Raw genomic sequence first — 20,385 nt, 5'->3', positions numbered from 1 at the left:
CTTTATTGTAACAAAAAAACAAGCATATGAATTTTTATTTTTTAATCCCGGTATTTGTGGATAGTAAGATTAGCCCTTCAAGAAGAGATAGATATAAGGGAAGAAGGCGGGAGTCTAGCACATGATTGATGTGCACTAAGAATGAGCGAGGTCACTGATTAATAGTTCAATTTCTTCCTACTAAAGGAATGGATAGAAGTAGAGTTCATTATAAAAACAATGTATAGTGAATATGTATACCATGTTTGTCTGAAAGATAGAAAGGGCACAATATGGAATAACGATCGTGTATAGGATGTGTCTTCCGAATGGAACAACATATTGGCGAGTTAATCGCACATTATGGGTATTTTGGAATTATTATAGCTTTGGCCGGTGGGATTGTTGGATTACCGATACCAGATGAGTTTTTATTGACTTTCGTTGGTTATAACGTTTCAAAAGGCGTTATGTCAGGAACTGCTGCGTTTTTAAGTGGGATGGCTGGTGCGATGTTAGGCATTACATTAAGCTACATATTAGGTTTAAAACTTGGACTCCCTGTTTTAAAAAAATATGGCCCGAAAATTAGAATTAAAGAACATCACATTGAAAAAACACATATTTTATTTGAAAAATATGGCCCATTTCTTTTAATAGTTGGTTATTTTATCCCAGGAGTACGTCATTTAACAGCGTATTTTGCTGGGATGTCGAATTTAACACTTTGGCGTTTTTGTTTGTACGCTTACGGTGGTGCGTTTATTTGGATAAGTGTTTTTATTGGACTTGGCTGGAAGTTAGGAGAGAAGTGGCGTTTTGTTGAGTATAGTTTGCATCATTATGGAATATGGATTTTATCCATTTCAGTAGTTGTTACATGTGTCGTATGGTTTTACATAAAGAAAAAGAAAAACCGCGAGTAGCGGTTTTTTTAGCTGAAAGCAATAAATAGTACACCAGCTGTAATAAAGACAACACCAATACCAGTCATAAAGTTTAATTTTTCGCCGAGTATAATCATAGCGAGAATGATAGAAAATACGACGCTTAATTTATCGACAGGAGCTACTTGTGAAACTTTTCCTGTTTTAAGTGCAAGAAAATAAAATAGCCATGACGAAGCACCTGCAACTCCACTTAATGTGATAAAAAGCAGTGCTTTTTTATTTAGAAGTACGTCGCCAATATTTTGAAATTTACCTTGTATAATAATAACGCCTACCATAAATAATGCCATGATAATAGAACGAACTGTCGTAGCAACATTGGCATCGATTCCATCTAAACCAATCTTACCGAAAATAGATACAAGGGCAGCAGCAATTGCTGATAATAGTGCGAATAAGAGCCATGAACTCATAGTAAAATTCCTCCAATCTTACATTATTATACATGAAAATCATTCTCACGTATAAAGTGAATGGGGTTTTACCGCCTCGCAAAGAGCTGGATAGATAAAGAAATAATCCCCACCTTATATTTTTCATAAGGTGGGGATTATTATACTACTCTGCAATTTCTTCATATAAAAAGTACGTTACATTATAAATATGTTCTACTTCATCATCTGTCATAAACAATAATTCGTCACGCTCAATCCCTTTTTTCTTTTCGATAAACTCAATCATGTTTTTACGTTCTTCTCTTTTCATCAATTTTATTTCTCCTCTCAATCTGTTTTAATACAGTTTATTTAAGTTAATGCTATTATATAACAGAATCTTTAGAAAGTTCCACCTATTTTATTGTTTTTTTCAGAAGAACTTTTCGACAAAACAAGCCCACCTAAAGGGGGGCTTGTTTCACTTTATAGTCGTAAAAACTCGGGCTCCGTCGTACCGGCACCATCGATGTAATAAATTGTATCGGGGTTGATTTTAATTAGTACATAATTAGGGTCTTCAGGACCGAGTAACCAACGCTTTAAGCTATTATTCCAAAACTTGTTTTTTAATGTGGAGTCTTCCTCGATGGAGGCTAAGCCTTCCACTTCGATATAATCTTCATCTAATTTTTTTCCTTCACGACCAAGTAGTACATGTACATTTGGATTGTTTTCAATATCTGTTATCTTTTTTGATTGTCGATCTGTTGCAACATATAGTACAAAATCTTCGTGGAAAAACATCATAAAGGCGCTATGAGGTTTCTCATTTCGTACTGTAGATAATACACCGGTACGTTGACCTTGAATAATAGTTGCGATTTTTTCTTTTAAGTGCATAATTTTAACCCCTTTTCATAATTTATAATTCTGTCTGTTTCAACAAGATAATTTAAATATCTTTCATACTGTTTTCTTCAATCCGATTTTTTAAACGCAATTGTGATGAAATCGGACAAGTTAGGAGAAGAATAATAATAATATCGAGGAGAAATACATACGATGGAAGGATGAAAAGCATGTTTAATAAAATATTTCTTATAGTAGCGCTTATAGGTGTACCACTGTCTGTACTTGGGAAAACACTTCATTGGCCTCAAACAATTATGTTCGCTGTGTATTGTATTACGATTATCGCATTAGCGGGTTTTATGGGGAGAGCGACAGAAAGTTTGGCAATTGTATCTGGTCCTAGAATAGGTGGATTATTAAATGCTACTTTCGGTAACGCTGTTGAACTAATCATTTCAATTTTTGCACTTCAGGCAGGATTAATTGAGGTAGTGTTAGCTTCTTTAACGGGCTCTGTACTTGGAAATTTATTATTAGTAGGAGGGCTATCCTTCTTTGTGGGAGGGCTTAAATATAAAAGACAAAGTTTTAATGTGTATGATGCAAGGCATAATTCGGCTTTATTAATCTTTGCTGTAGTAGTAGCATTTGTTATTCCAGAGATTTTTTCAATGAAGATGGACGCTGGAAAGACGTATCAGTTAAGTATAGGTGTCTCGATTATTATGATTATTATGTACCTTGCTGCATTGCTATTTAAGTTAGTTACGCACCGTGGTGTATATCAGCATAAAAGTGATGAAGTCGCTCATGAGGAAGAACCAGAGTGGTCGAAAGGGAAAGCATTACTCATTTTAGCGATAGCAACAATTGCGGTAGCGTATGTGTCAGAGGCGCTCGTGCATACATTTGAGACAGTTGCAAAATCATTTGGTTGGTCAGAACTATTTATAGGGGTTATTATCGTCGCAATTGTCGGGAATGCAGCGGAACATGCATCTGCAATTATTATGGCGTATAAAAATAAAGTAAACATTGCAGTTGAGATTGCAATAGGTTCTACATTACAAATTGCCATGTTTGTTGCTCCTGTATTAGTACTGCTTTCTATGTTCTTCACGCAAAGGATGCCTTTAGTATTTACGATACCAGAACTTGTTTCTATGATTACAGCTGTTTTCTTAACGATTGCGATTTCAAATGATGGAGATACAAATTGGTTTGAAGGTGGTACTTTATTAGCAGCGTATGTCATTATGGGAATTGGTTTTTATTTATTATGAAAAATAGGCATAACAATTGTGCCCAGAGAAAACAATAAACAAAGTAGTATATATACCTTTACATAGGAAGGAGCCAGACAGGTGAAACGAGTATACAGCATATGTCTTTCAACTATGGTCTCGTTTATTCTATTATTTCCTAACATGAGTTTTGCAAAGACAACGGTAGAAACAAAAATGCCTTCATCTGTTTTAAATATTTCTAAAGACAATACGTTTCCGAATGATGCGCAAGATTTACCGCGTTTGCAGCCGAGTAAGTTTGCTCAAGAACTATTGAAAACAGCGAATATTAAAATCGAAAACCCAGACTTAATTCGAATGTTTAATGAAACGACAATTTCGAATGCGCCACTTGCGGTAGGGTACCGAGCGAAGATTTATTTAGGTCAATGGGCTTTGCATTATGAATCGGTTGATACATCAATCAATTGGGAATATAAACAAGTAAATCGCAATGTGTATGATAATCGAGGAGGAGATCGCCTATATCCGCTACGCTATAAGCAAGAAACGCAAAAGACGGTTGAAGGCGATTTAACAGCAGATATGAAAGATGCTGCAGATGTGAAGAAAATGATGCTTCTCAAAGCACTTGAAAAGGTACAATTGCCGCTTTCATTTAAAACGACTATTGGTTATGGCACAGGACATGAACGTGTGTATAACATTAGTCCGAGTCAACTTGGATATTTATATGCTTATACACCAGCAGTAAATGAAAAAGGGAAAGTAACATTTGGAGAAGTATACCTTGTATTAAAGGGAAATCAAAAAAGGCTCGTTGTAAAAAATATTACTTCTCAAGGAATTGGAGCGGCTATTCCAATTCATGATCATTTGTATTTTAAATTCATTTCTTCTTCTCACTCGCAATAACATAAAAAAACGTCAGCTTATAAGCTGACGTTTTTTTATAATGTAATATTTGCTGTTTTTGATAAGAAATCTTCTGTCGGATAGTAGCTGTTTTTTACAAGAACATTCGGTCCAAGACACTTTACTGCAGGACAGTGACAGCTTAATGATTTTGCTGTTTTTGAAGCGCTCCATTTTTCATACGCTTCTTGTAACGTATTTGTTTGTATGTTTCCTAGAAGTGGAACATCACCAAAGTCCGTTACAATAATATTTCCATCGAAAATATTTACATTTAAACGAGAACGGCCATCCGGATCATTACGAACTGTGACATTTTTGCTCTTTTGTAATTTTTTAAATGTGGCAATGTCTCGCTCGTCATCGCTACAAGCATAGAAAGGTAAAGTTCCAAATAACATCCATACATTTTCATCGCGAATTTCTAGTAAATGCTCAATTGCATCACGAATTTCAGCTTTTGTTAAAATCTCTAGATTACTCGCAAAGTCACTTGGATACATTGGGTGAACCTCATGACGTTTACATCCCATTTCGTCAACGATTTGACGATGAATATGTTCAATGTGTGGTAGAGTTCGTTTATTCAGCATCGTTTCAGCAGATACAAGTACACCTGCATCTGATAGAGCTTTACTATTTGTAATCATTCGTTCAAATAACTTTGCACGTTGTTCATACGTAGGTTTACGCTCCATCATTGCAAATCCACCTTCAACGAAATCATCAATTGTTCCCCAGTTATGAGAAATGTGCAGTACGTCTAAATAAGGAATAATTTGCTCGTAACGTGCTAAATCTATAGTTAAGTTTGAGTTGATTTGAGTGCGAACGCCTCGTTCATGGGCATATTTTAAGAGTGGTGTTACATAGTTGTCGACGGATTTTTTTGAAAGCATAGGTTCTCCGCCAGTAATACTTAAAGAACGTAAATGAGGAATCTCATCTAATCGTTTTAATAAAAGATCCATCGGAAGCGGATTCGGGTCTTTCGGCTGTAACGTGTAACCAACAGCGCAATGCTCACAGCGCATATTGCATAACGTCGTCGTTGTAAACTCAACATTTGTTAATAGTAGTTTGCCGTACTCTTCAAGGTCCATATACGCTTCCCATGGATCGTAAGAAGGAGTAATCGGCTTCATTTTTTGTGATATCGTCATATGAAATACTCCTTTGACTATTGAAATAACAATTTGTCCATTCTCTATAATAGAAGAATATGTACTTTTTATAAAGTGAAACTTTTTAGAGGAAAAAGAGAGAGGGCTTACATTATAGTGAATAACCGTGACAAAATTGATGAAATTACATACCCATTGTAATCATTTTTGCGGTATAATAAAAGCAACTCGAATTAAAAGGAGAGTGCCTTCATGGGAAAAGCAATTCAAGATAAAGATACACAATTAGTATATTTAAAGGAACGTTTAAATATGTTCATTGAAGTAATTGATACAATTGAACCTGAAGAAGTAGAATTAGAAGATGTAGATCGTCTTCTTGCAATGTTAGATGAATTAGAATTAAAATGTGAGCAATTTAAAAAAGACGAATAATATATTAAAAAGGCTGCCAATTCCAATTTGGTAGCCTTTTTCTGTGTGGATAATAGAAGGACGATAGAAAAAGAGGTATAATCAAGTTGTGAAAAATTTCATTTATGCTTGAATAGCGTGAAACAAATAAAAAGTGAAAGAGCATAACAATGAAATTTTCAGCTCATAACGTTTTGGTAGCGTTCACAATTGAGGGGGAAGTAACAATGGAAAAGCTTCAAGAAAGCATGTATCAACTAATTGTTGAAACGTCAACGAACTTACCGAAAGATGTTCGTCGTGCGATTCAACAAGCGAAAGAGCGAGAAAATGCAGGGACTCGTTCTGCGATGGCACTTGGCACAATTACAAATAATATTAAAATGGCTGATGATAACATCTCGCCAATTTGCCAAGATACAGGGATGCCAACGTTTAAAATTTATACACCAGTTGGTGTGAACCAATTAAAGTTGAAGGAAGCCATCTATAATGCGCTTGAGCGGGCGACAAAAGATGGTAAACTTCGTCCAAATTCTGTTGATTCTCTTTTTGGAGACAATAGTGGAAATAATTTAGGACCAGGTACACCGGTAATTAAGTTTGAACAATGGGAAAAAGATTATATTGATGCACGTTTAATCCTAAAGGGTGGTGGCTGTGAGAATAAAAATATTCAGTATAGCTTACCATGCGAACTAGAAGGACTTGGACGAGCTGGCCGTGATTTAGAAGGGATTCGTAAATGCCTTCTTCATGCAGTATATCAAGCGCAAGGTCAAGGATGTAGTGCAGGTGTAATTGGTGTTGGTATCGGGGGAGACCGCACATCAGGTTACGAATTAGCAAAAAATCAATTATTCCGTACATTAGATGATGTTAATCCAATCCCAGAATTACAACAACTTGAAGAGTACGTATTAGAAAATGCGAATAAGCTTGGCATTGGTACGATGGGATTTGGTGGAGAAACAACTTTACTTGGTTGTAAAATTGGCGTATATAACCGTCTGCCAGCTAGTTTCTACGTATCTGTGGCGTATAATTGCTGGGCATATCGCCGCCTTGGTGTAACAATCCATCCTGAAACAGGTGAAATTATGGATTGGTTATATCAAGAAGGTGAAGATACACTGGAGCAAGAAGTACAAGAAAAAACAGAGCAACGTGAAATTGTATTACAAGCACCAATTACAGAAGAGCAAATTCGTGAACTTCGCGTTGGTGATGTTGTAACAATTAATGGCATGATGTATACAGGTCGTGACGCAATTCATAAGCATTTAATGGATAACGATTGTCCAGTAGATTTAAATGGGCAAATTATTTACCACTGTGGTCCAGTTGTTGTGAAAGATGAAAATGACAATTGGCAAATTAAAGCGGCAGGTCCAACGACAAGTATTCGTGAAGAACCGTACCAAGGTGACATTATGAAGAAATTCGGTATTAGAGCTGTCATTGGAAAAGGCGGTATGGGTGCGAAAACATTAGCAGCTTTAGAAGAACACGGCGGTGTATATTTAAACGCAATTGGTGGTGCAGCGCAATATTATGCTGAATGTATTAAAGAAGTGAAAGATGTTGATTTCTTACAATTTGGTATTCCAGAGGCAATGTGGCATTTACGTATCGATGGATTTAAAGCAGTTGTAACAATGGATTCCCACGGTAATAGCTTACATGCAGATGTTGATAAAACATCACTTGAAAAATTAGCTAGCTTTAAAGAGCCAGTATTTAAGTAAACAAAAATGCATCTCGAATCATTCGAGATGCATTTTTTTGGTATATATAGAAAAACATGTTCAGCATGAAAGAATGCGTAGCAACAGAAACTACAAGTACGATTATATATGGAAAGGAGACTATTTATGAAACATAAATGGTTATATATCGGTCTCATTTTTTCAATTATGATGGCACTTGTTCCAGTTTCGGCATTAGCTTATACAAATACTCCACATAACTGGGGAATCCCGCGCCCTAAAAATGAAACAGTACCAGATGCAGGAAAGTTATATACAGATTTACTACAAAAAAATGGCGGTTTTTATTTAGGGGATACGAAGAAAAAAGATATTTATTTAACATTTGATAATGGTTATGAGAATGGATACACAGGGAAAATCTTAGACGTATTAAAAGAGAAAAAAGTACCAGCAACTTTCTTTGTAACGGGGCATTACATTAAAACACAAAAAGATTTATTGTTAAGAATGAAGAATGAAGGACACATTATTGGAAACCATTCTTGGAGTCATCCTGATTTCACAGCGGTAAACGATGAGAAACTTCGTGAAGAATTAACGAGTGTAACGGAAGAAATTAAAAAAGTAACTGGACAAAAAGAAGTGAAATATGTACGTCCCCCGCGCGGCGTATTTAGTGAAAGAACGTTAGCTCTTACGAAAGAAATGGGCTACTATAATGTATTTTGGTCACTTGCATTTTTGGATTGGAAAGTAGATCAGCAAAGAGGATGGCAATATGCGCATAATAATGTTATGACGATGATTCATCCAGGATCTATTTTATTACTTCATGCCATATCAAAAGATAATGCAGAAGCACTTGCAAAAATCATTGATGATTTGCGCGAGAAAGGGTATCATTTTAAAAGTCTAGATGACTTAGTAAAAAGCAATCAACCGTAAGCATGTATGCTTGCGGTTTTCTCATGCTATAATGATGTGTAAAAAGGATGGGGAAACGTATGTGGAGCGAACATGTTACGTTAGAGTATCCGTATCATTTTGAAGAAGTATTAAAACGTTTATCTTTTGATCCTCTTAACGTCATTCAATTAGATGAGAAAGTTATTTATGTCCCGCTTTGTATAGACGAGGGACAGATTGTTGTTCGTCTGCAAGGGATTGGTACTGTTCAAAATCCACAGTTTTGGATTTCTAGTCAGACAGGAGATTCAGAGAAAGTCATGAAACGAATGAGGGCCATTTTTCATTGGAATGAACCGTTTCAAGATATACAAAATCATTTTTTAAGCACATCATTACGTCCACTATTTGAAACATATGCTTATACTCCAATTATTTTAGAATTTGATTATTTTGCTTGTCTTCTTCGCTGTATCATTCATCAACAAATAAATTTGAAATTTGCTACTGTGTTAACAGAACAGTTTGTGAAACGATATGGAACAGAGAAGAACGGTGTATTCTTTTTCCCCACTCCAGAAATAGTAGCAAATATTTCAATAGAGGAATTGAGAGTGCAGAAGTTTAGTCAGCGAAAAGCTGAATATATGGTAGGATTAGCAAAGTGTATTATAGGTGGTAAGTTAGATTTAACTAGAATAGAAAACGAAACAGAAGAAGGAGTTGCAGCACAATTGTTACCAATTAGGGGGATTGGTGCATGGACAGTGCAAAACTTTTTAATGTTTGGGCTTGGACGGAAAAATATGTTTCCGAAAGCAGACATTGGGATTCAGCGTGCAGTACAAGGTGTATTTCAATTAGATGATAAACCTGATGATGCATTTTTAGAAAACGTGAAACAAGAGTGTGAACCATACTGCAGTTATGCAGCGTTATATTTATGGAAAAGTATAGAGTAGAGGTGTAATAATGATACAAAAGCAACATGAGAGTAAGTTGGAAGTTGGTCAAACGTTTCCTGTGACAATTAAACGTCTTGGGATTAACGGAGAAGGCGTTGGTTATTTTAAGAGACAAGTTGTCTTCATTCCAGGGGCATTACCAGGAGAAGAAGTTGTTGCTGAAACGACGAAAATTCAGCGTGGCTTCGCTGAAGCGAAAGTGAAAAAGGTTCGTAAAGCTTCACCACATCGCGTGAAAGCGCCATGTCCGGTATATGAAGAGTGCGGCGGTTGCCAATTGCAACATTTAGACTATAAAGAACAATTAAATCAAAAGCGTGATATCGTTGTACAAGCATTCCAGAAGTATATGAACAACGGTTTGGAAGAGAAAATTCGTCCGACGCTAGGCATGGAAAATCCATGGCATTATCGTAATAAGAGTCAACTACAAGTGGGGCGTAAAGACGAAAAGGTTATTACAGGACTGTATAAACAAAATTCACATCAGTTAATTGATATTGCTCATTGTATGATTCAACATAAAGCAACGAATGAAGCGACAAAAGTTGTAAGACGTATTTTAGAAAAATTAAATGTTTCTATTTACAATGAGAAAAAACAAAAAGGTTTAGTACGTACAATTGTGACACGTACTGCAGTTCAAACAGGGGAAGTACAAGTTACACTTATTACAACAAAAGAAGAGTTGCCAAATAAAGAACAATTTATTGCAGAAGTACAAAAACAGATGCCAGCTGTTAAATCAATTATGCAAAATGTAAACTGGCGTAAAACATCTGTTATTTTCGGTGATAAAACATTTAAATTAGCTGGAAAAGAAGTAATTCAAGAAACACTTGGTGATTTATCATTTGAATTATCAGCACGTGCATTCTTCCAGTTGAATCCAGAACAAACGGTTGTTTTATATAATGAAGCGAAAAAAGCCGCTGCCTTAACTGGAAATGAGAAAATTGTAGATGCGTATTGTGGCGTTGGTACAATTGGACTTTGGCTTGCAAATGATGCGGCGGAAGTACGTGGTATGGATGTAATTCCAGAAGCAATTGCAGATGCAAGAAAAAATGCGAAGCGTCACGGATTTACAAATACGAAATATGAAGCAGGTAAAGCTGAACAATGGTTACCGAAATGGGTAAAAGAAGGATGGCGTCCAGATGTAATTGTTGTCGATCCACCTCGTACAGGTTGCGATGATAAATTACTGGAAACAATTTTAAAAGTGAAGCCGAAACAAGTTGTTTACGTATCTTGTAACCCTTCTTCATTAGCACGTGATGTACAAGCGTTAATGAAGAGCTATGAAGTGGAATATGTACAACCAGTTGATATGTTCCCGCATACAGCTCATGTAGAAAATGTAGTGAAGCTTGTTAGAAAGTAAAGTTTATTAATATTCCCTCATGGTATGAGGGAATATTTTCTATGAAGGAGAATATTATGCACAATTATAAATTAACGATTCAGTACGACGGTGCACGTTTTAAAGGATGGCAGCGTCTCGGTAATAACGATAATACGATTCAAGGAAAAATCGAAAGTGTCATTTCTGAAATGGTCGGAAAAGAAACTGAAATTATCGGTTGTAGTAGAACAGACGCTGGTGTGCATGCTTTGAATCAAGTTGCTAACTTTCAAAGTGATGAGAAGTTAGTGGAACATAAAGTAAAAAAATATTTAAATCAATATTTACCTAATGATATTAGTATTACGAATGTAGAAGAAGTACATGATCGATTCCATGCCCGTTACAATTCTAAAGCAAAAACATACCTTTATAAAATTTGGAATGAAGAGCACACGAACCCATTTATGCGTAAATACAGCATGCATGTGAATAAAAAATTAAATGTGAAAAGCATGAAAGAAGCCGCGAAACATTTAGTTGGTTCACATGACTTTACTGCTTTTTCAAATGCAAAATCAAAGAAAAAGTCTATGGTGCGAGAAGTATATACACTTGAAGTGATGGAAGAAGCAGGATTTGTACAAATTAGAGTAAGTGGTAACGGATTCCTTCATAACATGGTCCGAAAAATTGTTGGAGCATTAATTGAAGTTGGGTTAGGACAATTAGATGCAGAGGCGATTCCACAGATTTTAGAGGCGAAACAACGTAATCAGATTAATTGCCTTGCTGAGGCAAGTGGTTTGTATTTGGAGAATGTTGAGTTTTAATAGTAATAAAAAAATCGAGCTGTGTAGGCTCGATTTTTTATGTTTTGGCGTTAAGAAGATTTTTCTTTCTTCATACGTATCTTCAAATTCCAAAAAGCAGCAAGCATAATAGCTGCAAAAGAGCCGCTAATTGTTGCTAATAGTTTTGCATAAGGATAGGCGTTTATATCAACTAGTAACATCATACATACAATGGTAGGGAAGAAGGCTAAGTATTGTAATAACTTTAATTTGTTATCATTACTCATATATATCGTTCCTTTCTAGTATGTTATATGTTTATTGTAGCATATTTTACCAAATGTTTATTTGTACTTGGAAAAAATTTAATGCGGTTTTAGTAGGAAATAAAAGTTAGGCTAGTAATCAGTGGAAGATGGACAAAATCTCCACTGATTAACGTCTTATTTTATATGTGTAAATGCAATTTTTTAATTCGATATTGTAAGTTTTGCCTACTTAATCCTAAAAACTTTGCAGCTTGTGAAATATTACCGTGATACTCTTTCAAAATTTGAGTGATGTAGTTCTTTTCCATTGCTTCTATTGTGTGCTTTAACGTTTTTGGCGCATCAGTATCGTTATTAGTTAGGAGAGGTTGCATATTGAATTCTTTTTTTATTCGTTCGCGAAAGCGAGTGGGAAGGTGAAACGCTGTAATGATATTTTCATCTTCAACTAAATTCATTGAACCTTCAATGACATGTTCCAATTCTCGTACGTTTCCAGGCCAATCATATGCATATAAGAATTCTCTTACATGTATATCTACATCTGTTACGCCGAGTCCAAATTGAATGTTGTACTTTTCGATAAAGTGCTGAACAAGAGCTGGAATATCTTCTTTTCGTTCACGTAAAGGCGGGAGACATAAAGTAACGACGCTTAATCTGTAATATAAGTCTTCCCGCAATCGATTGTGTTTCATAGCTTCAAGAGGGTCTTCATTAATAGTTGCTATAATACGAACATCAATTTCTTTTTCTTGTGTGCCTCCGATTCTTCGTATTGTTTTTTCTTGTATAGCTCGCAGTAACTTCGCTTGAAGTGCTGGACTTAACGAATTGATCTCATCTAATAACAAAGTTCCTCCGTTTGCTTCTTCAAATAAACCGGCTTTATCGATAGCTCCTGTAAATGCACCGCGGTTCGTACCAAATAATAAGCTTTCCATGAGTGTATCAGGTATAGCGGCACAGTTTTGCGAAATAAATGGTTTGCCCGAACGTTGACTTTCATTATGGATACTTTGTGCAAATAGTTCTTTTCCAGTTCCTGTTTCTCCTACGAGAAGTATGGAGGATGATGTGCGAATTACCCTTTTTCCTTCCGCAATGGTGGATTGAATGGCTTCAGAATCACCAATTATGTGATCAAAGGTAAATTTAGTGTTTTGTTTTCGGGAAGAGTCCATTTTTATTGTTTGCTTTAAGTGATTCATCTCTTTTGAAATTTCAATAGCACCTTTAATTTTCCCGTTTTCTATTATTGGGAAAGTATCGTTAATCGTCGTAATTTCTTGCCCTTTATTGTTAAAATAAGTTTGTTTTATATTTTTGTTTGTTTTTCCTAATTTTAATGCTTCTATAAGAGTACTATTTTTATTTTCTTCAAATGCGAATACTTCTAAAGGACTTTTATATAGCACATCTGAGCGCTCCATTGATTCAATTTCCATCATTTTACGGTTATAGATAATCGTTTTACCTTCCTCATTAATAATATGAATCCCGATATCGAGTTCATTGAGCAAAGTTTCATATAGCATATTCATTTCAATGATCTGTTTCAAATTAATTTCTTCTGTACGCATAGATTATCTTCTCCTCATTTCACCCTATGAAGACTGACTTTTTATAATTTTATTAAAATTCTTATAAAATCGCAAAATTTTTTTGCGATTTTCCTTTTAAAACTTCTTACACGGTAGAAAAAATTTGCGGTTATGAAGATTTTTTTGTGAGGAACCCTCATTTTAAATAGGAATTTAAGATTGGTACGCATTTTGCATAAAGAATAGTTGAAATCTCTAAAGGAGGGATATGCAACGTTTCAGTACCAATTAATAAGAAGGAGGAGTGTACAAAGTGAAGACGGTTATAGAAGGCGTGTATAGTCCTTGTTATGGGAAAGTTGAGAAGTTATTTGTTACGGAAAGTTCTTACGTATACGAATGGGAGAAATTAGCGTTAATTGAAACAATAGATAAACAGAAAGTAGAAATTAAGGTAGGAATCAGTGGGTATATCGAGTCATTAGAAGTAGTAGAAGGACAAGCTATCGCTAATAAAAAGTTATTAATAACAGTGAGGGATGATCTTTTAATAACAGGTAGTGATTAATACTATGTATTTTGCTCTTTTCAATAATTATTTTTCGTATAAACAATTTTAAAAACGCTTACATGAAATAGGTTTCCAAAGGGAAAAGGGGGGATTTGTATGATGGATCAAAACCAAGGATTAAAAAGGGAATTGAAAAGCAGACACATATTTATGATTGCACTTGGAGGAGTTATTGGTACCGGACTTTTTTTAGGATCGGGGTATACAATTCATGAAGCTGGGCCTGGAGGAGCGATTGTAGCTTATCTTGTTGGAGGGTTTGTTATGTATTTAACGATGCTCTGTCTCGGAGAATTAGCTGTTGCGATGCCTGACGCAGGATCTTATCAAACGTATGCTACGAAGCATATTTCCCCTGCAGCGGGTTATGTAGTCGGATGGATGTCGTGGCTAAACTGGTCGGCTACAATAGGTATTGAACTCATTGCAGTTAGTATTTTAATGAAACGATGGTTTCCTGATGTACCGTCTTGGATTTGGTGCGTAGTGTTTGCGGTACTACTTTTTGCTATTAACGCGTTATCTTCAAGAAGTTTTGCAGAAGTTGAATTTTGGTTTGCAAGTATTAAAGTCATTACAATCATTGCATTTATTATTTTGGGCGGGGCAGCAATGTTTGGTTTTCTAGATATGAAAGGAAATGAGCCAGCACCAATGTTTTCTAGCTTTACTGATTATGGTGGGTTGTTTCCAAATGGATTATCCGCTATTTTAATTACGATGATTGCTGTTAATTTTTCCTTCCAAGGAACAGAGCTAGTTGGTATTGCAGCTGGAGAGAGTGAAAATCCAGAAAAAACAATCCCGAAGGCAATTAATAATACAGTTTGGCGTATACTTGTGTTCTTTGTATTATCTATTTTCATTCTTGCAGGATTATTCCCATGGCAACAAGCAGGAGTGATAGAAAGTCCATTCGTAGTTGTATTTGATAAAATTGGTATTCCTTATGCAGCTGATATTATCAATTTCGTTATTATTACAGCGGTTCTATCCGTTGCAAATTCAGGGCTATATGCAACTTCTCGTATGCTATGGTCTATGTCTAATCAAGGAATGATTAGTCCGATTTTTAGTAAGTTATCTAAAAGCGGCGTTCCAATTTATGCATTGATTGTAAGTACAATTGTAGGTTGTCTCTCATTACTATCAGGTATTTATGCGGAAGATACAGTTTATTTATGGTTGCTTTCTATTGCTGGATTTGGAGCAATACTAGTTTGGGCATCTATTGCTCTATCTAACTTATTAGCTAGAAGGTCATATGTTAAGCAGGGCGGGGATGTGAAGGACTTGAAATTTAAAACACCGCTATATCCATTCGTTCCACTGCTTGCGTTAGTATTAAATATAACAGTAATTGTAGGTATGGCCTTTATTCCAGAACAAAGAATGGCATTGTATTGTGGTATTCCCTTTATGATTGTTTGTTTACTGTTTTACCGTGCGACAAGAAATAAGGGGAGTAACTTAGAGCATATTGAAAAGACAAAGACAACAGAAATAGAGAGTTTATAATAGTGATTAATTTGGAGACTGTAAAATTGTAAACAGTCTCTTTTTTTGTGAAAATAAAGCTGGGAACATACTACGTATGCAAAGGGGAATTAGCGATGAATGAAGAAGTTGCACAGCTATTAGAACAGATTGATCTACGAAAAAATGAGTTACTAGAGCTTACAAAAACATTAATTCGTTTTGAAACACCAGCACCGCCGGCGAGAAATACAAATGAGGTGCAAGAATTTGTTGCACAGTTTCTAAGAAAACGAAATTTTAGTGTTGATAAATGGGATGTATATCCGAATGACCCGAACGTTGTTGGGGTGAAAAAAGGGATAGAAAGTGACACACATAAAAGTCTTATTATTAATGGGCATATGGATGTAGCGGAAATATCAGCAGATGAGGCGTGGGAAACGAGTCCGTTTGAGCCATTTATAAGAGATGGTTGGTTAGTTGGACGTGGTGCGGCAGATATGAAAGGGGGATTAGCTGGGGCATTATTTGCTATTCAGCTTTTACAAGAAGCAGGCATTGAATTGCCCGGAGATTTAATCTTTCAATCCGTAATCGGAGAAGAAGTTGGAGAGGCAGGTACGCTTCAATGTTGCAAAAGGGGTTATGATGCTGATTTTGCAGTCGTAGTGGATACGAGTGATTTACATATGCAAGGACAGGGGGGCGTAATTACTGGATGGATTACTGTGAAAAGCCCCCAAACGTTTCATGATGCAACACGCAGACAAATGATTCATGCTGGAGGACGTTTATTTGGAGCGAGTGCGATTGAAAAAATGATGAAAATTGTACAAAGTTTACAAGAATTAGAGCGTCATTGGGCAGTCATGAAAACATATGAAGGCTATCCATCTGGAACAACAACAATTAATCCAGCTGTTATTGAGGGCGGAAGACATGCAGCGTTTATTGCGGATGAGTGCCGATTATGGATAACAGTACACTTTTATCCGAATGAAACACATGAACAAATAATAAAAGAAATTGAAGAGTATATTGGGAAAGTAGCAGCTGCCGATCCATGGTTAAGTGAAAATCCACCACAATTTAAGTGGGGCGGAGAATCAATGATTGTGGATCGTGGTGAAATTTTCCCTTCTTTAGAAATAGATAGTGAACATGCAGCTGTAAAAACGCTTAGCTTAGTACATGAATCAACTTTATCTAAAAATGCAATTTTAGATATGTCTGCAACGGTAACGGATGGTGGTTGGTTTAGTGAATTTCATATTCCAGCTGTTATTTACGGACCAGGTACATTAGAAGAGGCTCATTCAATAAATGAGAAAGTTGAAGTGGAACAATTAATCGAATTTACAAAAGTAATAACAGCATTTATATATGAATGGTGTCATACGAAAAAATAGATTAGTATGTTGAAATCGTACAGGTATGTATACTTGTACGATTTTTTAGTGAACTATTTCAGAGTTGAATAGAAACAACTGAAATAGTTCTTTATTTTCTATGTCTTTCGTTTTAGTTCGATTAATTTCTCTTTTGCTAATTCAACAGCAATTGCATCATCTAAATAGCCAATTGGAAAGAGATAGTCAGGAATAATATCTGTCGATAAAATGAAATACAGTAATGCCCCTCCAAGAACTGCACGCTCTTCTTTTGGAATCGTTTCATTGCAAAATTGTTGATACATATCCGTTAATTGTTCAATGAAAGGACCAGCACTATCAATTTGTTCTAGCTTACTTGCAAAACTGTCATGAATACGTTTTTCTCCTTCTGTTGTTTGAGCATATCGTTCATAATTTTCAAGTTCTTGTTTCACACGGGTTGTTGTGTAGTCGAAATCGAATAAGTTAGAGGATTGCAGCGTTTGCTGAATGGTATCAAGAGATGTGTACATATCCGTCTTTTCTTTATTAATGTGAGGAGAATCAGGATACATTTCATCAAATAACAATTGGGGTGGAACTTGCAAACATTCTGCAAATTTTTGTAGATGTTTTTGTTTTGGCGGTTGTTTACCATTCATAATTCTTGAGATTGTTGCGGGATCAATATTTGTAAGCATTCCGAGTTGGCGCATAGATAAGGCACGTTCTTTTAAAAGTTTTTTTATTAATGTACTAAGCCGCTCATTTGGATTTTCTTTAGGCATAGCGAAGGCACTCCTTTTTGTTGTTGAAAAAATGTTGAGCATTTATTACATGTATATGAAACAGACAGGCACAGTTGCTCAACATTTTCATAAGATGCATGGAAAAGTGAGAAAAAAGGGGTGGCTGTTTATGAGTACGGCAGGTCTATTTTCAATTTTTTTAATTGGGATTGCTTCTAATTTAGATAATGCAGGTGTTGGAATTGCATATGGCATTCGTAAAATTAGAATTTCGTGGTTCAACAATTTTATCATCGCATTTTTTGGGTTTTTATTTACTTTATTAGCTGGCTTTTTTGGGAGTTGGATCGCATTATTTATTTCAGAGTTTACGGCAAATTTGATAGGGGCAATTGTTTTAGGAATAATTGGAGTGTTTATTTTATGTCAGCCTTTCTTGAGTAAAAAAGAGACCGTAGACTCTAAAGATGATAGTGTACTTATGGGGATTTTACGTGATCCGGAAAAAGCAGATTTTGATGGTTCTAAAACAATTAGTTTTTCAGAAGCAATTGTTTTGGGCGTTGCATTATCAATTAATAATATTGCAGGTGGATTTGATGCTGGGGTAACAAATTTAAACCTTTGGCTTACAGCGATTATTTCTGGTGTGTTTAGTTTTATTTGTATAAGTGGTTTTGCGTATGTAGGAAAACGATACTTAGCAGAATACTTAGGGAAATGGGCTACGGTTATTGCGGGAGTGTTATTAATTCTTATTGGGATCGATCAGTTGTTGTAAGGAGAACAAAAAACAACGTTCGAGTATTTCCTTGGAAATATGGCAAAGGATTGCATATATCGACGTACTTTTCTCCATACTAATACGGATTTCTTTTAAAGAAAGGGGGATCCGTATGGGACGCGGAAAAGCATTTGATCATAAGAAAAAAGGGCATGACCATCAACCACCTAAAGGAGCATTCATTCATAAAGATGTAAATGAACATACTTTAGAAGAGGAAGAGCTACCAGTAAATATTGAAACGTATAAAAATAGTTTGAAAAAACATTAAAAGCACCTACATAGGTGCTTTTTTAACGTATATCTTCAATTAATTGTTCCGATTCTTCATGCATACTGTACTCACTTAATACTTGGATACAAAGCCACTTTAATTCTTCAATCGTATGCTCAAATTCTTCAGGAAGCACATGATGAACGTCTTCAAGTCCCATTCCGAAATGAATAAGTTCAAGTACTTGATCATCGATGTTCCGATCCATTAATAGTTCAAGTACTTCTAAATTGAATATGTATCGGTGAGCTTCATCGAGTGAAACAACTTTTAGCTTTAAGCTTTCTACAATACTCAATATAAAAAGAAGAATTGTTTTTTCAAGAACAGGCTGTTTTCCCATTTGAAATATTAGTTTCATCTTTCACACCTCCACATATAGCGCTAGGTTGTACTATACTATTCAGGTTGGGGGAGCAAATATGCATAATATAGAGAAACTTTCAGCACGGTTTTTGTAAGGGGATCGGTAGCTAATAAAATTGATGGTTTTATGCAAAAAAAATCCTGCTAGTATAGCAGGATGGTTCTGAATTAAAAAATGCTCCAACCTTCTTGAGCAGAAAGAAGTTCAAGGATTTTAAAACCAGCGATGCTATTTCCGTTTGCATCTAAAGCTGGTCCGAAAATACCAATTCCCATTTCTCCTTTTACGCAGCCGAAAATGCCACCAGCTACACCACTTTTTGCGGGGATACCAACACGAATCGCAAATTCACCAGACTCGTTATACATACCGCATGTAACCATAAATGTTTTACAAATCTTTGTAATATGCTTAGGGATAATTTGTTTTTTCTTATATGGATCATATCCATCCATCGCAAAAATTAAGCCGATACGTGCTAAATCGATACAGTTTACCTCAACTGCACATTGACGAGTGTATAAATCCATCAGCTCTTCAATGTCACAATCGATAATTCCGTTTTGTTTCATATAGTAACAAAGTGAGCGATTTAAGTAAGCTGTCTCTAATTCTGAATTAGCAACTTTAGAAGAATAATTAATAGTAGGATTATCTGTTATTTCACGTACGAAATGAAGAATGCGCTCCATTTTTTCTTCATTATCTTTACCTGCTAACATGCTTGTAATGGCTAGTGCCCCCGCATTAATCATTGGATTAAGTGGTTTAGAAGGACTTGTCGTTTCTAACTTAATAATAGAATTAAATGGATCACCAGTTGGTTCCATTCCAACTTTAGAAAATACATATTCTTCACCACGATCTAAAAGGGCAAGTGCAAGTGTAATTACTTTTGAAATACTTTGAAGAGTGAATAGTGTTTGTGAGTTGCCAGCATGGATGTATTCTGTTTCTTTATGGAAAATGGCAATCCCTAAATCATCTGGATTGGCATTTCCTAGTTCGGGGATATAAGTAGCAAGCTTTCCTTTTTTCGTATATGGTTTTACTTGTTCTAACAACTGTTGTAAGTTGTTTGTTTCAATGCACTGCATAGTACCAACGCTCCTATTTCGAATTAACTAAGTTTACTTTTCCCGATATGCTCGGAAATAAATAATAACATGAAAAAGTGGAATGATAAAACGAAAGTTGCATGTTCTATAGAGGGTCTTTCGTTTTGAATATTCTGTAGTGAAAAAGGAGAAATTTCCTTTTATATAACAGTTTGGAAATAGGAGATTTATCCATAAAAAATTCGAAAATAAAAACTACACATCTATACAACTATATGTTATTATGGTTATGTAAATAGAAAGCGTTTTCTAAGGCGTACTTATAATGATAACG

General features: G+C 35.5%; 23 protein-coding genes. 14 read left to right on the top strand and 9 right to left on the bottom strand.

Going from position 1 to position 20,385, the window contains the following annotated elements; translation table 11 throughout:
* The first annotated feature begins 308 nt into the window (after positions 1-308).
* Positions 309-905 (top strand): DedA family protein, encoded by a 597-nt coding sequence (locus LMD38_RS23760; protein ID WP_016716373.1) that lies wholly within the window; start codon positions 309-311, stop codon positions 903-905.
* Positions 906-913: 8 nt separating this feature from the next.
* Here the strand turns inward: LMD38_RS23760 and LMD38_RS23755 are convergent, their stop codons facing one another.
* The 3 genes from LMD38_RS23755 to LMD38_RS23745 all read right to left on the bottom strand — a co-directional run bounded on the left by LMD38_RS23755 (position 914) and on the right by LMD38_RS23745 (position 2,206).
* Positions 914-1,342 (bottom strand): EamA family transporter, encoded by a 429-nt coding sequence (locus tag LMD38_RS23755; RefSeq protein ID WP_000100306.1) that lies wholly within the window; start codon positions 1,340-1,342, stop codon positions 914-916.
* A gap of 145 nt (positions 1,343-1,487) precedes the next feature.
* On the bottom strand, positions 1,488-1,634 hold the full coding sequence (locus LMD38_RS23750) for a BH0509 family protein (RefSeq protein ID WP_000817786.1): 147 nt from the start codon (positions 1,632-1,634) through the stop codon (positions 1,488-1,490).
* 155 nt (positions 1,635-1,789) lie between these two features.
* Positions 1,790-2,206 carry a pyridoxamine 5'-phosphate oxidase family protein gene (locus LMD38_RS23745; protein ID WP_000550219.1) on the bottom strand — a complete coding sequence of 139 codons (417 nt, stop codon included), beginning with the start codon at positions 2,204-2,206 and terminating at the stop codon, positions 1,790-1,792.
* Positions 2,207-2,385: 179 nt separating this feature from the next.
* Between LMD38_RS23745 and cax the strand changes: the two genes are divergently transcribed.
* Both cax and LMD38_RS23735 read left to right on the top strand, forming a co-directional pair.
* Positions 2,386-3,441: a calcium/proton exchanger gene (cax, locus tag LMD38_RS23740; protein ID WP_000482144.1), complete on the top strand. Its 1,056-nt coding sequence runs from the start codon at positions 2,386-2,388 to the stop codon at positions 3,439-3,441.
* A gap of 81 nt (positions 3,442-3,522) precedes the next feature.
* Positions 3,523-4,320 carry a YfkD famly protein gene (locus LMD38_RS23735; protein ID WP_014893338.1) on the top strand — a complete coding sequence of 266 codons (798 nt, stop codon included), beginning with the start codon at positions 3,523-3,525 and terminating at the stop codon, positions 4,318-4,320.
* A gap of 35 nt (positions 4,321-4,355) precedes the next feature.
* Here the strand turns inward: LMD38_RS23735 and yfkAB are convergent, their stop codons facing one another.
* Positions 4,356-5,483 (bottom strand): radical SAM/CxCxxxxC motif protein YfkAB, encoded by a 1,128-nt coding sequence (yfkAB, locus tag LMD38_RS23730; protein ID WP_000156010.1) that lies wholly within the window; start codon positions 5,481-5,483, stop codon positions 4,356-4,358.
* A 213-nt stretch (positions 5,484-5,696) separates the two neighbouring features.
* Between yfkAB and LMD38_RS23725 the strand changes: the two genes are divergently transcribed.
* From LMD38_RS23725 to truA, 6 genes are all read left to right on the top strand, one after another.
* Entirely contained in the window at positions 5,697-5,879 is a 183-nt protein-coding gene (locus tag LMD38_RS23725) for an SE1561 family protein (RefSeq protein WP_000513558.1), read from the top strand.
* Positions 5,880-6,085: 206 nt separating this feature from the next.
* Positions 6,086-7,606 carry a class I fumarate hydratase gene (gene fumA, locus LMD38_RS23720; RefSeq protein WP_000413517.1) on the top strand — a complete coding sequence of 507 codons (1,521 nt, stop codon included), beginning with the start codon at positions 6,086-6,088 and terminating at the stop codon, positions 7,604-7,606.
* A 126-nt stretch (positions 7,607-7,732) separates the two neighbouring features.
* Complete coding sequence (gene pdaA / locus LMD38_RS23715; protein ID WP_000681212.1) at positions 7,733-8,515, top strand: delta-lactam-biosynthetic de-N-acetylase; 783 nt, start codon at positions 7,733-7,735, stop codon at positions 8,513-8,515.
* Between the two features lie 59 nt (positions 8,516-8,574).
* Positions 8,575-9,438, top strand: a complete 864-nt coding sequence (locus LMD38_RS23710; protein ID WP_227585544.1) for a DNA-3-methyladenine glycosylase family protein — start codon at positions 8,575-8,577, stop codon at positions 9,436-9,438.
* A 10-nt stretch (positions 9,439-9,448) separates the two neighbouring features.
* Positions 9,449-10,828, top strand: coding sequence for a 23S rRNA (uracil(1939)-C(5))-methyltransferase RlmD (rlmD, locus tag LMD38_RS23705; protein ID WP_000615223.1), 1,380 nt, complete (start codon positions 9,449-9,451; stop codon positions 10,826-10,828).
* A gap of 56 nt (positions 10,829-10,884) precedes the next feature.
* Entirely contained in the window at positions 10,885-11,622 is a 738-nt protein-coding gene (gene truA / locus LMD38_RS23700) for a tRNA pseudouridine(38-40) synthase TruA (protein ID WP_000553123.1), read from the top strand.
* Positions 11,623-11,672: 50 nt separating this feature from the next.
* On the opposite strand, the gene LMD38_RS23695 is transcribed toward truA, so the two are convergent.
* Together LMD38_RS23695 and LMD38_RS23690 are read right to left on the bottom strand one after the other, a co-directional pair.
* The gene (locus LMD38_RS23695; RefSeq protein ID WP_000063916.1) at positions 11,673-11,870 is read right to left on the bottom strand and encodes a hypothetical protein; all 198 of its coding nucleotides are present in this window, start codon (positions 11,868-11,870) and stop codon (positions 11,673-11,675) included.
* A gap of 161 nt (positions 11,871-12,031) precedes the next feature.
* Entirely contained in the window at positions 12,032-13,435 is a 1,404-nt protein-coding gene (locus LMD38_RS23690; RefSeq protein ID WP_001258436.1) for a sigma-54 interaction domain-containing protein, read from the bottom strand.
* A gap of 274 nt (positions 13,436-13,709) precedes the next feature.
* Between LMD38_RS23690 and LMD38_RS23685 the strand changes: the two genes are divergently transcribed.
* The 3 genes from LMD38_RS23685 to LMD38_RS23675 all read left to right on the top strand — a co-directional run bounded on the left by LMD38_RS23685 (position 13,710) and on the right by LMD38_RS23675 (position 16,855).
* On the top strand, positions 13,710-13,964 hold the full coding sequence (locus LMD38_RS23685; protein WP_016716379.1) for a biotin/lipoyl attachment domain-containing protein: 255 nt from the start codon (positions 13,710-13,712) through the stop codon (positions 13,962-13,964).
* Positions 13,965-14,063: 99 nt separating this feature from the next.
* Positions 14,064-15,485, top strand: a complete 1,422-nt coding sequence (locus LMD38_RS23680; RefSeq protein WP_016716380.1) for an amino acid permease — start codon at positions 14,064-14,066, stop codon at positions 15,483-15,485.
* Between the two features lie 95 nt (positions 15,486-15,580).
* Positions 15,581-16,855 carry an acetylornithine deacetylase gene (locus LMD38_RS23675; protein ID WP_228919999.1) on the top strand — a complete coding sequence of 425 codons (1,275 nt, stop codon included), beginning with the start codon at positions 15,581-15,583 and terminating at the stop codon, positions 16,853-16,855.
* A gap of 98 nt (positions 16,856-16,953) precedes the next feature.
* Here the strand turns inward: LMD38_RS23675 and LMD38_RS23670 are convergent, their stop codons facing one another.
* Positions 16,954-17,607: a helix-turn-helix domain-containing protein gene (locus LMD38_RS23670; protein WP_001123724.1), complete on the bottom strand. Its 654-nt coding sequence runs from the start codon at positions 17,605-17,607 to the stop codon at positions 16,954-16,956.
* Positions 17,608-17,737: 130 nt separating this feature from the next.
* On the opposite strand from LMD38_RS23670, the gene ytaF reads away from it, so the two are divergent.
* Both ytaF and LMD38_RS23660 read left to right on the top strand, forming a co-directional pair.
* Positions 17,738-18,349: a sporulation membrane protein YtaF gene (gene ytaF / locus LMD38_RS23665; protein ID WP_000100734.1), complete on the top strand. Its 612-nt coding sequence runs from the start codon at positions 17,738-17,740 to the stop codon at positions 18,347-18,349.
* Positions 18,350-18,464: 115 nt separating this feature from the next.
* Entirely contained in the window at positions 18,465-18,623 is a 159-nt protein-coding gene (locus LMD38_RS23660) for a hypothetical protein (RefSeq protein WP_000532411.1), read from the top strand.
* A 22-nt stretch (positions 18,624-18,645) separates the two neighbouring features.
* Here the strand turns inward: LMD38_RS23660 and LMD38_RS23655 are convergent, their stop codons facing one another.
* Both LMD38_RS23655 and glsA read right to left on the bottom strand, forming a co-directional pair.
* Positions 18,646-18,987 (bottom strand): DUF3969 family protein, encoded by a 342-nt coding sequence (locus tag LMD38_RS23655; protein WP_000766605.1) that lies wholly within the window; start codon positions 18,985-18,987, stop codon positions 18,646-18,648.
* A 173-nt stretch (positions 18,988-19,160) separates the two neighbouring features.
* Positions 19,161-20,090 carry a glutaminase A gene (gene glsA, locus LMD38_RS23650; protein ID WP_001149853.1) on the bottom strand — a complete coding sequence of 310 codons (930 nt, stop codon included), beginning with the start codon at positions 20,088-20,090 and terminating at the stop codon, positions 19,161-19,163.
* Positions 20,091-20,385: the final 295 nt, after the last annotated feature.

The sequence above is a fragment of the Bacillus pacificus genome (assembly GCF_020861345.1).
Classification (GTDB): domain Bacteria; phylum Bacillota; class Bacilli; order Bacillales; family Bacillaceae_G; genus Bacillus_A; species Bacillus_A pacificus.
This window is presented reverse-complemented; position numbering and strand designations above follow the sequence as displayed.